General features: G+C 71.5%; 16 protein-coding genes. 8 read left to right on the top strand and 8 right to left on the bottom strand.

Annotation, left to right across the window (positions count from 1 at the left end):
* Positions 1 to 3: 3 nt before the first annotated feature.
* Complete coding sequence (locus DX116_RS03640) at positions 4 to 1,536, bottom strand: AMP-binding protein (RefSeq protein ID WP_119702819.1); 1,533 nt, start codon at positions 1,534 to 1,536, stop codon at positions 4 to 6.
* 86 nt (positions 1,537 to 1,622) lie between these two features.
* Here DX116_RS03640 and DX116_RS03635 point away from each other — a divergent pair, with 86 nt between their 5' ends.
* Together DX116_RS03635 and DX116_RS03630 are read left to right on the top strand one after the other, a co-directional pair.
* On the top strand, positions 1,623 to 1,997 hold the full coding sequence (locus DX116_RS03635; RefSeq protein WP_119702818.1) for an SRPBCC family protein: 375 nt from the start codon (positions 1,623 to 1,625) through the stop codon (positions 1,995 to 1,997).
* Positions 1,998 to 2,007: 10 nt separating this feature from the next.
* Positions 2,008 to 2,304 carry a putative quinol monooxygenase gene (locus DX116_RS03630; protein ID WP_119704112.1) on the top strand — a complete coding sequence of 99 codons (297 nt, stop codon included), beginning with the start codon at positions 2,008 to 2,010 and terminating at the stop codon, positions 2,302 to 2,304.
* Between the two features lie 7 nt (positions 2,305 to 2,311).
* Here DX116_RS03630 and DX116_RS03625 read toward each other — a convergent pair whose 3' ends face one another.
* Positions 2,312 to 2,788: a PGPGW domain-containing protein gene (locus DX116_RS03625; RefSeq protein WP_119702817.1), complete on the bottom strand. Its 477-nt coding sequence runs from the start codon at positions 2,786 to 2,788 to the stop codon at positions 2,312 to 2,314.
* Between the two features lie 66 nt (positions 2,789 to 2,854).
* On the opposite strand from DX116_RS03625, the gene DX116_RS03620 reads away from it, so the two are divergent.
* On the top strand, positions 2,855 to 3,259 hold the full coding sequence (locus tag DX116_RS03620; RefSeq protein WP_119702816.1) for a hypothetical protein: 405 nt from the start codon (positions 2,855 to 2,857) through the stop codon (positions 3,257 to 3,259).
* On the opposite strand, the gene DX116_RS03615 is transcribed toward DX116_RS03620, so the two are convergent.
* A complete protein-coding gene (locus tag DX116_RS03615) occupies positions 3,246 to 3,740 on the bottom strand; it encodes a MarR family winged helix-turn-helix transcriptional regulator (RefSeq protein ID WP_119702815.1) in 495 nt (164 codons plus the stop codon). The genes DX116_RS03620 and DX116_RS03615 overlap by 14 nt on opposite strands.
* Positions 3,741 to 3,837: 97 nt before the next feature.
* Here DX116_RS03615 and DX116_RS03610 point away from each other — a divergent pair, with 97 nt between their 5' ends.
* Positions 3,838 to 5,325 carry an MFS transporter gene (locus DX116_RS03610; RefSeq protein ID WP_119702814.1) on the top strand — a complete coding sequence of 496 codons (1,488 nt, stop codon included), beginning with the start codon at positions 3,838 to 3,840 and terminating at the stop codon, positions 5,323 to 5,325.
* On the opposite strand, the gene DX116_RS03605 is transcribed toward DX116_RS03610, so the two are convergent.
* From DX116_RS03605 to DX116_RS03595, 3 genes are read right to left on the bottom strand one after another with little or no spacing between them, the layout of a single operon-like run.
* Positions 5,318 to 6,223 carry an NAD-dependent epimerase/dehydratase family protein gene (locus tag DX116_RS03605; protein ID WP_119702813.1) on the bottom strand — a complete coding sequence of 302 codons (906 nt, stop codon included), beginning with the start codon at positions 6,221 to 6,223 and terminating at the stop codon, positions 5,318 to 5,320. The genes DX116_RS03610 and DX116_RS03605 overlap by 8 nt on opposite strands.
* Before the next feature lie 28 nt (positions 6,224 to 6,251).
* A complete protein-coding gene (locus DX116_RS03600) occupies positions 6,252 to 7,286 on the bottom strand; it encodes a zinc-binding dehydrogenase (protein ID WP_119704111.1) in 1,035 nt (344 codons plus the stop codon).
* An 11-nt stretch (positions 7,287 to 7,297) separates the two neighbouring features.
* Entirely contained in the window at positions 7,298 to 8,812 is a 1,515-nt protein-coding gene (locus tag DX116_RS03595) for a flavin-containing monooxygenase (RefSeq protein WP_119702812.1), read from the bottom strand.
* Positions 8,813 to 8,881: 69 nt separating this feature from the next.
* On the opposite strand from DX116_RS03595, the gene DX116_RS03590 reads away from it, so the two are divergent.
* Entirely contained in the window at positions 8,882 to 9,895 is a 1,014-nt protein-coding gene (locus DX116_RS03590; protein WP_119702811.1) for an AraC family transcriptional regulator, read from the top strand.
* Between the two features lie 109 nt (positions 9,896 to 10,004).
* Positions 10,005 to 11,051 carry an NAD(P)-dependent alcohol dehydrogenase gene (locus tag DX116_RS03585; RefSeq protein WP_119702810.1) on the top strand — a complete coding sequence of 349 codons (1,047 nt, stop codon included), beginning with the start codon at positions 10,005 to 10,007 and terminating at the stop codon, positions 11,049 to 11,051.
* Here DX116_RS03585 and DX116_RS03580 read toward each other — a convergent pair.
* Complete coding sequence (locus tag DX116_RS03580; RefSeq protein ID WP_119702809.1) at positions 11,009 to 11,599, bottom strand: GNAT family N-acetyltransferase; 591 nt, start codon at positions 11,597 to 11,599, stop codon at positions 11,009 to 11,011. The two genes, DX116_RS03585 and DX116_RS03580, sit on opposite strands and share 43 nt — an antisense overlap.
* A gap of 9 nt (positions 11,600 to 11,608) precedes the next feature.
* The gene (locus DX116_RS03575; protein WP_119702808.1) at positions 11,609 to 12,412 is read right to left on the bottom strand and encodes a lipoyl protein ligase domain-containing protein; all 804 of its coding nucleotides are present in this window, start codon (positions 12,410 to 12,412) and stop codon (positions 11,609 to 11,611) included.
* A 46-nt stretch (positions 12,413 to 12,458) separates the two neighbouring features.
* On the opposite strand from DX116_RS03575, the gene DX116_RS03570 reads away from it, so the two are divergent.
* Both DX116_RS03570 and DX116_RS03565 read left to right on the top strand, forming a co-directional pair.
* Positions 12,459 to 13,496: an aldose epimerase family protein gene (locus DX116_RS03570; RefSeq protein ID WP_199715918.1), complete on the top strand. Its 1,038-nt coding sequence runs from the start codon at positions 12,459 to 12,461 to the stop codon at positions 13,494 to 13,496.
* A 105-nt stretch (positions 13,497 to 13,601) separates the two neighbouring features.
* On the top strand, positions 13,602 to 13,985 hold the full coding sequence (locus DX116_RS03565) for a peptidase inhibitor family I36 protein (RefSeq protein ID WP_119702807.1): 384 nt from the start codon (positions 13,602 to 13,604) through the stop codon (positions 13,983 to 13,985).
* Positions 13,986 to 13,991 lie beyond the last annotated feature (6 nt).

The raw sequence follows: 13,991 nt of genomic DNA, 5'->3' as shown, positions 1-13,991 counted from the left end.
ACCCTAGTTCACCTGGCGGTCGTGACCCTTCCAGAACTCCTCGCGCAGCTTGAACTTCTGCAGCTTGCCGGTGGCCGTGCGGGCCAGCTCGTCGCGGAAGTCGATGCGCTTGGGGCACTTGTAGCCGGCCAGGTGAGTGCGGCAGTGCGCGATCAGACCGGCCTGGTCGACGGCGTCCTCGTCGGGGTCGAGCACGACGAGGGCGGTGATGAGCTCGCCCCACTTCTCGTCGGGGATGCCGATGACGGCGACCTCCTTGACCGACGGGTGCGACATGAGGGCGTCCTCGACCTCGATCGACGAGACGTTCTCGCCGCCGGTGATGATGACGTCCTTCTTGCGGTCGGCGATCGTGACGTAGCCGTCCTCGATCGTGCCGCCGTCGCCGGTGTGGAACCAGTTGCCGGCCTGCGCGTCGGCCGTCGCCTCGGGGTTGTCCCAGTACGACGCGAGGTTGTGGTTGGACTGCGCCAGCACCTCGCCGGAGTCGTCGACCATCATCCTCACGCCGACCGCGGGAGCCCCCGCGCGTCCGAGGTTGACGGCCTGCTGGTGCGGGTCGAGGTCGTCCCACTCGGCGCGCATCCGGCTCATCGTGAGCAGGGGAGAGGTCTCGGTGAGGCCGTAGATCTGGATGAACTCCCACCCCAGCTCGTCGCGCACCCGCTCGATCGTGCGGGTCGGCGGCGGCGCGCCGGCCACGATGATGCGCACCCGGTCGCGCCCGGGCACCTCGCCCTCCCACGTCTTGGCGGCGTCGAGCGCGGCCGCCACGACGGCGGGCGCGGCGCACAGGTAGGTGACGCCGTGCCGCTCGATGCGGCGCAGGATCTCGGCGCCGTCGATCTGCCGGATCACGACGTGCGTCGCGCCCATGCCCGTGGCGGTGAACGGGTGGCCCCAGCCGTTGGCGTGGAACATCGGCAGCGTGTGCAGGTAGACGTCGCGGTCGTCGACCGAGGCCTGCCAGCCGAACACCGTCGCGTTGAGCCACAGGTTGCGGTGCGTCAGCTGGACGCCCTTGGGCCGGGCGGTCGTGCCGGACGTGTAGTTGATCGTGGCGGTCGCGTTCTCGTCGCCGTCCCATCGCCGCGGCTCGGCCGACGAGCCCCAGATCTTGTCGTCGTCCTCGCCCAGCACGAAGATGTGCGGGCAGTCGATCTCGTCGACGAGGTGCCGCAGGTCGGGGTCGACCAGCATGACCTCGGCTCCGGAGTGCTCGATGATGTAGCGGATCTCGGCGACCGCGAGCCGGAAGTTGACCGGCACCAGCACGCGTCCCCACCCCGAGACGCCGTAGAAGGACGTCAGCAGACGGGCCGAGTTGTGCGACACGATCGCGACCCGTCCACCGACCGGCACGCCCAGCTCGTCAAGCGTCGCGGCCTTCGCACGGGCGCGCCGGCCCAGCTCGGCGTAGGTGATCTGCCCCCACGAGTCGGCGGGCTGGTCGGGCTCGTCGATCACCGCGACACGATCGGGGTAGACCGTGGTCGCGCGGTCGAGGAAGTCCATGACGGTCAGGGGGTAGAACACGGCGTCCTCCTGCTGTGGCGTGAGTCACCCCATTCTTACCCGCACGACGAATCGCGGGGGAGGGCGGGCGTGCCTACGCTCGGCCCATGGGTCCGTCCGTGTCGCGGGAGATCGCCATTCCGCCCGAGGTGGCGTGGCGGCTGTTGACGCACGTGGCCGAGTGGCCGCGGTGGGGCCCGACGGTCGCAGGAGGCGAGGTGCCCGGCGGCGTCATCGACCCCGGGGCCCGCGGCACCGTGCGCACGGTGGTGGGCGTGAGCCTGCCGTTCGAGATCACCGACTTCGTCCCCGGACGGTCATGGGCGTGGTCGGTGGCGGGGGTGCCGGCCACCCGGCACCGCGTGGCGCCGACGGCGGGCGGTTGCGTCGTGACCTTCGAGGTGCCGTGGTGGGCGCCGGGCTACCTTGCGGTGTGCGCGCTCGCCCTGCTGCGGATCGAGCGTCTGGCCGCCGCGTCGTAGGGTGGGTCGCATGGCCATCATCGCGACGCTCGACCTTCGATTCGACCCGACCAAGCTGGACGACGCGCGGACGGTGATCAACCGGGTGCTGACCGAGACCCGTGCCTTCGACGGCAACCTCGGAGTCGACGTGCTCGTGGACGCGAACGATCCCGCGCACTGGGTCGCGCACGAGACGTGGCAGTCGCCCGAGCACGACGCCGCCTACCGCGAGTTCCGCGCCGGACCGGGGCAGGTCACCGACATGGCGCCCCTGCTGGCCGCCGCGCCCGTGCTGACCTGGTTCGCCGTCGACGACTCGCTCTAGCCTCGGCTCAGTCGTCCTCGGGCGTGGAGACGCGGACGGCCTCGGCCTCGGGGTCCTCGACGCCGCGGAACCGCCTGAAGCTGTAGACGATCGTGGCGAGGGCGATCAGCGACGAGCCGATGAGCGTCGCGCCCGTGCCCCAGCCGCCGACGAGCCACCACTTGTCGGCCAGCGGCCACCACTCGGGCACGTCGGTGCCGATGCCCCAGAAGACGCCGACGGCTGCGAGGGCCAGTGCGCCCGTGACGCTCGCGAGGATGCGCGGCCAGGTCTGCACGCTCTGCGCGGCCGACTTGAGCGCCATGACCTCGACCGGACGCACGCGGCGCTCGGCCCACTCGTACTGCTGCGACAGGATCGCGAGGCCGGCGAACAGGGAGAGCAGGCCCGGCCCCGGCAGGAAGATCGCCGCGATGCCGATCAGCACGAGCCCCCACCCGGCGACCTCGATCGCGATGCGTCGGGCGAACCGGTTCGTCGTCATGCGAAGACGCTACAGGGGGGCGCGTGCCTGCGCCGCGCGGAACGCGGCGCGTGATGGGATGGGCAGATGCGATTCGTGGCCGTGGCTCTGCTGGTCGTCCTGGCAGCGTGCAGCGGGGGCTCGTCCGAGCCGTCGGGGCCCGCCACGTCAACGCCTGCCCCCGGTGTCGTGGTGCCGACCAACCCGCCGCCGACCGGCACGCCCGTGCCCGAGGCGCTCTCGGACTTCCGGTGCGAGGCAGACGGTGCCGGCACCTACACCGCTACCGGTGCGGTCACCAACCGCACCAAGGCCACCGTGACCTTCCAGGTCACGGTCAACGTGGGTCAGCCGTCCGGCACCCCTCAGGCGGCGATGACCAAGCAGCTGGCCAAGGTCGGGGCGGGCGGGTCGGCGACCTTCGAGATCGTCAAGATCCCGGTCGCCGCCGAGGGCGGCACCTGCCACGTGCAGGTCGTCACGACGAAGTAGCGACGTCCGCCTCGGGTCCGCGGGCGATGGTGGCGAGCACGTCGAGGAGCAGCTCGCGGTCGGCGGCACTGACGCCGTCGAGCGCACGGGCCTCGGCGGCGTCGCGGGCGGCTGCGAAGGTCGCGTAGACCTCGCGGCCCTTGTCGGTGATCTGCGGGATGCGGACGCGGCGGTCGGACGGGTCGACGGTGCGGACCACGAGACCCTGCTTCTCGAGCCGGTCGAGCACGGTGATGAGGGTCGTCTTGTCGACGCAGACCACGCGGCTCAGCTCGAGCTGGGTGAGCTGCTGGCCGTCGTCGAGCACCGCGAGCACGAGCCAGTCGCGGGCGTCGTTGAGGCCCATGTCGACGGCAGCGCGGTCGAGGTAGATGGTCACCTGGTTGACGGCCGCGTGCAGCAGCAGCGTGAGGTCCTTCGGGAAGGCGGTGCACATCGCCATGGGTCCTGCCGCCGGCTGATCGGTCCGCAGTACTCCCATGCCCGCACGATATCCGGTCGCCCCCGAACGGTCAACGTCGGATTAGTCACATTCAGATCATCTGGACTCGGACGATCTGGACTCATACGTTGTCGGCATGACTTCTCCCTCCCTCACGACGTCCACGGACGTCGATCCGCGGCGGTGGCTGGCGCTCGTCGTCATCGCCGTCGCCCAGCTGATGGTGGTGCTGGACGCCAGCATCGTCAACATCGCCCTGCCCTCGGCCCAGGAGGCGCTCGGCATCTCCGACGCCAACCGCCAGTGGGTCGTGACCGCGTACGCCCTCGCCTTCGGCGGGCTGCTGCTGCTCGGCGGGCGCATCGCCGACTTCGTCGGCCGCAAGCGTGCCTTCATCATCGGTCTCGTCGGCTTCGGCGTGGCCTCGGCCGTCGGCGGGCTCGCGCAGAACCAGATCGAGCTGTTCGGCGCCCGCGCGCTGCAGGGCGCGTTCGCCGCGCTCATGGCTCCGGCGGCCCTGTCGCTCATCACCGTCACGTTCACCGAGCCCAAGGAGCGGGCCAAGGCCTTCGGCGTCTATGGCGGCATCTCCGGCGGCGGTGCGGCCCTCGGGCTGATCCTCGGCGGCGTGCTCACCGAGTACGCGTCGTGGCGCTGGACGCTGCTCGTCAACACCCCCATCGCCATCGCGACGGCCTTCGCCGCCTTCGTGCTGGTGCGCGAGAGCCGCGCCGAGGGCAAGGCTCGCTACGACATCCCGGGTGTCGTCACCAGCACGCTGGGCCTCGTCGCCCTCGTGTACGGGTTCACCAAGGCGTCCGAGAGCGGCTGGTCGGCCGCGAGCACGATCTCGCTGCTCGTCGCCGCCGTCGTCCTGCTGGTCGCCTTCGTGGTCATCGAGATGAACACGGCCGAGCCCCTGCTGCCGCCGCGTGTGTTCACCGAGCGCAACCGGGCCGCCGCGTTCCTCGTGTCGCTGCTGCTGGGGCTCGCACTGTTCGGCATGTTCTTGTTCCTCGTCTACTACATGCAGGGCACGCTGGAGTACTCCGCCGTGAAGTCCGGGCTCGCCTTCCTGCCGTTCAGCGTCGGCGTCGTCGTCGGTGCCGGAGCGGCGAGCGGGCTGCTGCCGCGCATCGGCCCGCGTCCGCTGATGGTCGGCGGCACGGCGATGGCGGCGATCGGCATGGCGATGTTCACCCAGATCTCGGTCGACGGCAGCTACCTCACGGTCGTGCTGCCCGCGCAGATCGTCATGAGCGTGGGCATGGGCCTGGCCTTCGTCGCGCTCTCGAGCACCGCGCTGGTCGGGGTCGAGGACCACGACGCCGGCGTGGCCAGCGCGCTGGTCAACACCACGCAGCAGGTCGGCGGATCGCTGGGCACCGCGCTGCTCAACACCATCGCCGCGTCCGCGACGGCGGGCTACATCACGGCCAACGGCGTCGCGAGGACGTCCGAGGGGCTCGTGCACGGCTACACCGTCGCGTTCACCTGGGGGCTCGGCGCGCTGATCCTGGCGGCCGTGCTGTCGCTGGTGCTGGTCACCAAGCAGCGTCCCCCCGTCGTGGACGAGGGTGACGAGACGCCCTTCGAGCACGCCGAGGAGCTCGTCGTCATCTGACGAGCGCCCGCGGATCGGGCAGCACGTCGCGCCACGAGTGCTGCGGCTCCCAGCCGAGCACGCCGCGGGCCTTGTCGATGGCGTAGAACGTCTCGTCGCGGCCCATCGGGCGCCGGACCTCGACGCCCGGGTAGAACTCCTCGATGATCTCCTGGGTCGTCGATGCGACAGACACGTCGGCGTTGGCGACGTTGAAGATCTCGAAGCCGAGTCCGTCGACCTCGAGGCAGCGCTGCACCAGCTGCCCGAGGTCGCGGACGTCGATGTACGCGAACAGGTTGCGGCGGCGCTGGGCCGGGTCGTCGAGGAACGACGGGAAGAGCTCCTCGTACTCGTGGGGCTCGATGACGTTGTTGATGCGCAGGCCGTAGATGTCCGCCCCGGTGCGGGCGTGGAACGATCGCGCGGTCGTCTCCGACGCGACCTTCGACATCGCGTACGAGTCCTCCGGCACCGTCGGGTGCTCCTCGTCGACGGGCACGTAGAGAGGCTTGCGCTCTCCCTGCGCGAAGCAGATGCCGTACGTCGTCTCGGACGACGCGAACACGATCTTGCCGATGCCGAGCCGGGTAGCCGCCTCCAGCACGTGGTAGGTGCTCAGCGTGTTGGTCGCGTACGTCGACGCGTCGGACCGCAGACCGATGCGGGGAATCGCGGCGAAGTGCACGACGGCGTCGTACGTGGGCGGCTCGGCGAGGTCGAGCTCGTCGAGATCGGCGGTCCCCGCCATCGCGGAGTAGACGTCGCCCGCGTCAGTGAGGTCGACCGTCAGGTCGACGACCCCAGGATGGCCCAGCGGTGCGAGATCGGCGTTGGTGACGTGGTGCCCGCGGTCGGCGAGATGGGCGACGACGTGCTGGCCGGCCTTGCCGCTGCCGCCCGTGAAGAAGATGCGCATGGGGGTGCCGTACCCCGATCGCGCCGTCCTACGGCTGGACGAGGATGCGGACGGGGCTGCCCTCGCGCTCGTGCAGGATGCGGATGCCCTCGGCGACGTCCTCGAGCGGCACGATGCCGCTGATCGAGCGGCTGAGGTCGAGGCGGCCGGTCGAGACGAGCCGAGCCAGGGTGCCGATGTCGGCCGGCTCGTAGCCGAGGTGGCCCAGCACCTTCTTGCGGCTCAGGTTGAACCACATGCTGGCGCCGAGGCCCCACTCCTCGCCGCTCATGCCGACGCCGACCAGGCGCCCACCGTTGCCGAGCGACGCCATCGCCTGGTCGAAGGTCACCTTGAGGCCGACGGCGTCGAAGGCCACGTCGAGGCCCACGCCGCCGGTGATCTCGAGGATCTTGGCCGCGAGATCGGGATCGCGGGAGTCGAGGGCCAGGTCGGCACCGAGGTCGAGGGCCCGCTGCCGCACGGTCTCGTCGAGGTCGACCGCGACGATCGGGCTCGCGCCGACCAGGCGGGCCAGCTGGACCACGTGGGTGCCGACGCCGCCGGCACCCCAGACGCCGACCGACTCGCCGACCCGCACCTCGCCGGTGTGGACGACCGCGCCGTACGGGGTCGAGACGGCGTCGGCCAGGATCGCCGCCTGCTCCATCGAGACGTTGTCGGGGATGCGCGTCAGGCCGGGCGCCTGGGCGACGGTGTACTCGGCCCAGGCCCCGTCGTACGCGAAGGCCATCAGCTGCAGCGCCGTGCAGTGGCCGTAGTCGGCCCGCAGGCAGGAGTGGCACCGGCCGCACGGCCGTCCGGCTGCCGGCACGACCCGGTCGCCGACGGACCAGCCGTCGACGTCGGGCCCGAGCTCGGCGATCGTGCCCGAGGCCTCGTGCCCCTGCGTGATGACCTGCGGTCCCATCGCCGGGAACGTCCCGTCGAGCAGGGAGAGATCGGAGTGGCAGATGCCGCAGAACGCCACCTTGATCAGCACCTCGCCCGGCCCGGGCGACGGCACGGGGACGTCGGTGACCTCCAACGTCAGGGTCGAGGTGTCGAGGCGCTGGGCCCGCATCGTCCGCGCGGTCACGAGGCCACCTTCTCGGAGCGCGCGGGGGTGACGGGCTTGAGCGTCCTGGCCAGGTCGGTGCGCATCGTCGTGAGCGAGTCGAGCACGTAGTTCTGACGCACGCGCCACGGGCCGCTGTCGCCCTGCCGCGGGAACGCGTCGATCGAGCGCTGGACGTAGCCGGCCGCCAGGTCGAGCAGCGGACGCTCCGTGAGCGGACGGTCGGGGCTCGGCGCGACCGCCGGGTAGCCCTTCTCGTCCATCCAGCCCAGCACCTTGCAGACCAGGCGGTGCGAGAGGTCGGCGCGCAGCGTCCACGACGCGTTCGTGTAGCCGATGCAGACCGCGAAGTTCGGCACGCCGGTCATCATCGCGCCCTGCCAGACGAACTGCTCGGACAACGGCACGGTCTCGCCGTCGACCTGCGGCTTGATGCCGCCGAAGGCCAGCAGCTTGAGGCCCGTCGCGGTCACCACGACGTCCGCCTCGAGCACGCGACCGGACGTCAGGCGGATGCCGTCGGGCACGAACGACTCGATCGTGTCGGTGACGATCTCGGCGTCGCCCTTCTTCAGGCTCTTGAACAGGTCGCCGCTGGGCACGGCGCACAGGCGCTGGTCCCAGGGGTCGTAGGACGGCGTGAAGTGGTCGGCCACCATCTGCTCGTCGCCGAGGATCTTGGTCGTCATGCCGAGCAGCACCTTGCGTGCCTGCTGGGGCCGGCGACGGCAGAACTGGTAGACCGCGGTGCCGAAGGCGATGTTCTTGGCGCGGACGATCCTGTGGGCGACATCGGCCGGCAGGTGGTCGCGCAGCCAGTCGGCCTTCGTGTCGCGGCTCGGCACCGCGCTGATCCAGGTGGGGCTGCGCTGCAGCATCGTGACGTGCTCGGCGCGGCCCGACTGCTCGCTGTCGGACGTCATCGACGGCACGAGCGTCACGGCCGTCGCACCGCTGCCGATGACGACGACGCGCTTGCCGGCGTAGTCGAGGTCCTCGGGCCAGTACTGCGGGTGGACGACCTGGCCCGCGAAGTCGTCGATGCCGGGGAAGTCGGGGCGGTACGTGTCGTCGTAGTCGTAGTAGCCCGCGCAGGAGTAGAGGAAGCCGCACGTCATGGTGGTCTCGACGCCGCCGCGCGCGAGGGTCAGCGTCCAGAGCGAGTCGGCGGTCGAGAAGTCGGCCGACACGACGCGGGTGCCGTAGCGGATGTGCTCGTCGATCCCGAACTCGTCGGCGGTGTCGCGGATGTACTGCAGGATCGTCGGTCCGTCCGCGATCGACTTCGCGTCGCGCCAGGGCTTGAACTGGTAGCCGAGCGTGAACATGTCGCTGTCGGAGCGGACGCCGGGATAGCGGAACAGGTCCCAGGTGCCGCCCATCGTGTCGCGCGACTCGAGGATCAGGTAGCTCTGGTCGGGGCACTCGGTCTGCAGCCGGTAGCCGGCGCCGATCCCGGACAGGCCCGCACCGACGACGACGACGTCGACGTGCTGGGGCAGTGGCAGGGCGGTGGGGTCAACGGTGCTCATGACTCCAGTCTGCTCCGGTGCGCGCCGCAGAACTTGACTCTGCACGACAACTGTTTGATCTTTGACGACATGCCCGTCATCCGCTCAGCCGGCATCCGAGGGTTCCGCGACGTGGTCGTCCAGCTCGGCGGCGACCCGATCGCGATCGCCCGCCGCGCGGACGTCCCAGAGGCCGCGCTCGACGCCGACGACGTCCTGGTCGAGGACGTCGCCCTCGCCCGCGTGCTCGAGATCGCGGCCGCCGAGCTCGGCTGCCCCGACCTCGGGCTGCGGGTCGCGGCACGGCAGGACGTCTCGCTGCTCGGGCCGCTCGCCCTGGCGATCCAGAACGCGCCGTCGATCGGCGACGCGCTCGAGGCCACCTCGCGCTACCTGTTCGTGCACGCGCCCGGCATGCGCATCTGGCTGCACCCCGATCCCGACGGCGTGCGCGGGGTCGACGCGCTGCGCTACGACGTCACACCGGCCGGCATCGACCCGCCCCGGCAGGGCACCGACGTCAGCCTGGGCTCGCTGCACCGGGCGATCGTCTCGCTCGTGGGCGGCTCCTACGGCTTGCGCACCGTCGACCTGCCGCACCAGCCCTTGGCCCCGCGCTCGGCGTACGAGGAGTTCTTCGGCGTGCCGGTGCGGTTCGGCCGGCCCGCGGCGCTGCTGCGCCTGCCGTCGAGCCTCGGTGACCTGCCGCTGGCCGCGCGCGACGAGTCGGTGCGTCAGATGGCGCTCGACTTCCTCGCCCGCCAGTCGCCGGCCGGCGACGTGCTGCTGACGTCGCGGACGCAGGGCGCGCTGCAGCAGCTGCTCGGCACGAGCGCCCCCGGCATCGAGGCGGTCGCGCGGCTGCTCGACCTGCACCCCCGCACGCTCCAGCGCCGGCTCGCCGACGAGGGCACGACGTTCGCGGCGGTGCTCAATGACGTCCGTCGCACCGCAGCGCGTCGCTACCTCGTCACGACCGACCTGCCGCTCAGCCAGGTGGCCGGTCTGCTGGGCTTCTCCGAGCAGGCGGTGCTGAGTCGGGCCTGCCGCCGGTGGTGGGGCCTGACGCCGCGCGAGGTGCGCGGGGGCGAACCGGCGGTGTGACAAGGCCGACGTCACTAGGGTCTGGGGCTGCGGGACCCCTCGAGCGCGTGTTGCATGGAGAGGTCGGACGCCACCGCGTCCGCGCCCCCGACTCCGAAGGACGACCTCCATGCGCGTCAACGCCTATGCCGCCCCCGCCGCCGGCGAGCCCCTCGCCCCCATCACGATCGAGCGCCGCGAGGTCGGCGCCGACGACGTGCTGATCGAGATCGCCTTCGCCGGCATCTGCCACTCCGACATCCACACCGTGCAGGGCGACTGGGGGCCGCAGCAGTACCCGTTGGCCCCCGGTCACGAGATCGTCGGCACTGTCGCCGAGATCGGCTCGAACGTCACCCGCCACGCCGTCGGCGACCTCGTGGGCGTCGGCTGCATGGTCAACTCGTGCGGCGAGTGCGCCAGCTGCACGGGCGGCGACGAGCAGTTCTGCGTCAAGGGGATGGTGGGCACCTACGGCGCCACCGACCGCGACGGCACCGTCACGCAGGGAGGCTACTCGACCCACGTCGTGGTCGACGCCGACTTCGTCCTCTCGGTGCCGGACGGCATCGACCCGGCGGCGGCCGCGCCCCTGCTGTGCGCCGGCATCACGACGTACTCGCCCCTGCGCCACTGGGGTGCCAGCCCGGGCAAGAAGGTCGCCGTCGTCGGGCTCGGGGGCCTCGGGCACATGGCGGTCAAGATCGCCCACGCGCTCGGTGCCGAGGTCACGGTGCTGTCGCAGTCGCTCAAGAAGCAGGAGGACGGTCTGCGCCTCGGTGCCGACAGCTACTTCGCGACCAGCGACCCCGACACCTTCGACCAGCTCGCCGCCCGCTTCGACCTCATCGTCAACACCGTGAGCGCGTCGGTCGACTTCAACGACTACCTCGGCCTGCTCGCGGTCGGCGGCACGATGGTCAACGTCGGCGCGCCGCCCAAGCCGATCGAGATCAACGCGATGTCGCTCATCTCGGGTCGCAAGTCGGTCGCCGGCTCGATGATCGGCGGCATCGCCGAGACGCAGGAGATGCTCGACTTCTGTGGCGAGCACGGCATCGGCTCCGAGGTCGAGGTCATCGGTGCCGAGGGCATCAACGAGGCGTACGAGCGCGTGCTCGCCTCGGACGTGCGCTACCGCTTCGTGATCGACGCGTCGACGTTCGGCGACGCCTGACGGTCGCGCCACTCCTCGGCGAGCAGGGCGTAGACGTACTCGTCCTGCCAGCCTCGCGTGCGGTGGAGCGAGTCGCGGACGTGGTGGGCCTCCCGCCGCATCCCGACCCGCTCCATCAGCCGCCACGACGGACCGTTGGCCGCGAAGCACTCGGCGATCACGCGGCGCAGCCCGAGGTCGTCGAAGGCGAGGCGCAGCAGCTCGCGCACGGCCTCGGTGGCGAGGCCTCGGCCGCCGACGTCGGGGTGCATGGTCCAGCCGAGCACCCCGACCGTGGCCTTCGCCTGCTCGACGACGTCGCGCTGGGCCCACGCGTCCTGCACGCGCAGCATCAGGTCGCCGACGACCCCGCCCTCGTGCAGGATCGTCAGCTGGGTGAGGCCGTCGCCCGGCTCGGCGAACCGCTTCAGCGTCTCGTCGGGGTCGAGCGACCCGCCCAGCCACTGGTTGACGTCCGGGAGCCGCCGGTACGACCAGATGGCGTCGAAGTCGTCGGGCTCGAACGGACGCAGCGCGAGCCGTTCGGTGGTCAGCGGCCACGTCGTCATGGGCCGAGCCTAGGTCAGCGGGTGAGCGCGGGCCCACGCGTCGACGTCGAGCGGCAGATCGTCGCGCGGCACCCGCGCAGCGGCGGCTGCGTGAGCCAGCACGTGCGGGTCGAGCTCGGCGTCCGCCGTGCCGAGGACGCGTCGGTAGTCGGCCGCGAGGGCGTCGGCGACCTGCTGGGTCGTGACGTGCGGGGCGACGTCGGCGATCCCTGCGATCGTCGACTCCTCGAGCTCGTAGCCCAGGGCGGCCGAGACGTCGGCGATCACCTGGCGCACCCGGTCGCCGACGACGACCTGCACCACGGTGCTGAACAGGGCGCCGGTGCCGGTGATGCGCTGGGCCGAGCCGACGACCTTGACGCGTCCGCCGACGTTGACGCTGAACTCGCCGGGGCAGTACTCGCCCTCCACCTCGCCGACCCGGGCGTCGACGTCGCCCAGCGAGCGGATCACGGCCGCGTGCTGCTGCGCGTTGCGCTCGAAGGTGCCGTGACGGTCGGCGGCGCGCGTGAGGTGGTCGACGATCACGGCGCCCGCGTCGTAGGCGACCATCCGGCCGCCGGGGGAGCGGACCGCGGTCTCGAACCCGGCCGCCCGGGCGACCGCCGTGGCCCGCACGATGCCGGGCGAGCGCAGGTCGCGCCGGGTGAACGCGACCGTCGGGCCGTGCGCGACGTAGACGTGCACCAGCTCGGACCAGGGTGCGCCGTCCGCTCGTAGCTGGACGGCGGGGACGGCGAGGTCGGCCGCCGCCGAGCGCACCGCGTCGTCGGGGTGGCCGGTCACCAGCAGCGAGGCGTCGTCACGGGGCACGCGACCAGTCTGCCGGTCGTGGGCCCGGTGCGAGAGACTCGCACCCATGACTGTCGAGACGATCGGCCGCCTGCGCGGCGGCGAGGACGTGCACGTGGTGACCATCGGCCGCGCGCCCGGCCCCGAGCTGCAGGTGCTCGACCTCGGGGCGACGGTGCACCGGCTCGACGTCACGGGCGGTGACGGCGTCCGCCGCAACATCGTGCTGGGGCACCCGACCCCCGAGGACTACCTCGACTCGACCTTCTACCTCGGCGGGACGATCGGGCGCTATGCCAACCGCATCGCCGCCGGCCGCTTCACGCTCGACGGCAGCGAGGTGGCGGTCGGCACGAACGACCGCGGCAACCACCTGCACGGTGGGCCGGACGGCTTCGACCGCCGGATCTGGAGCATCGAGCGCCACGACGAGACGTCGGTCGAGCTGGCGCTGACGAGCCCCGACGGCGATCAGGGCTTCCCGGGCGAGGTGCGTGCCACGGTGACGTACACCGTGCGCGGCGACGGTGTGGACATCGTCATGACGGCCACGACCTCCGCGCCGACCGTGGTCAACATGACCAACCACGCCTACTTCAACCTCACGGGCGAGGGATCGGGCACCGTCGACGGGCACGAGCTGACGGTCCACGCCCAGCGGTACACCCCGGTCGACGACACCGGCATCCCCCTGGGCGACCACGCCGCGGTCGACGGCACGCCCTTCGACCTGCGCGAGCCGGCCGTCGTCGGCGAGGTCGTCCGGTCCGCCCACCCGCAGGTCGTGTCGGCGTCCGGCATCGACCACGACCTCGTGCTCGACGGCGAGGGTCTGCGTCCCGTCGCGCGGCTCGACTGCCCGGCCACCGGCACCCGTCTCGACGTCTCGAGCGACCAGCCGGGCCTGCAGGTCTACACCGGCAACTTCCTCGACGGACGGCACCGCTCGACCTCTGGCGTCCTGCTGCGCCAGGGTGACGGCATCGCCCTCGAGCCCCAGCTGTTCCCCGACTCGCCCAACCACCCCGAATGGCCGTCGGCGACGCTGCGCCCGGGTGAGACCTACACGTCCCGCATCGCCTGGACGGTGTCCGCCCTCGGCTGACCCCGCCCGCGCCGGGCCTCATCGCACTCGAGGGGCCAGGATCACAGGGGATCCCGATATCGATCGTCGGGGGTGATCGGGTGATCGTGCCGCGATGAGCGGGGCATGATCACTCTCTCCGCCCTGTCCCACCTGCTCGCAGGAACCGTGCTCGTCGCATCGGCGGCCGGCGGCCCTGCCGTGTCCAGCACCGACACGCCCCTCATGCGCGCGAGGTCGGACTGTCCGTCCGGCTCCTTCTGCGTCTGGTCGGGCACCAGCTTCACGGGGTCGTTCAAGAAGCTCTCCACGACGAACGCCTACCTGGCGATCGACCTGTCGTCGACCCGCTCGTACTACAACCACCGCTCCCAGCGGACCTGGTTCCACGAGCAGTCGGACGGCTCGGGATCGAAGATCTGCGTCGACCCGGGGGTGAGCCGTGCCAGCACGTCCGGGTGGGCGACCTCCGCGGAGGCGGCCTACCTGGCGACCGTGACGAGCTGTTGAGACACC

This window comes from Aeromicrobium endophyticum (assembly GCF_003586285.1).
Classification (GTDB): domain Bacteria; phylum Actinomycetota; class Actinomycetes; order Propionibacteriales; family Nocardioidaceae; genus Aeromicrobium; species Aeromicrobium endophyticum.
Note: the sequence above shows the minus strand (reverse complement) of the source record. Positions and strands in the feature narration are given on the sequence as shown.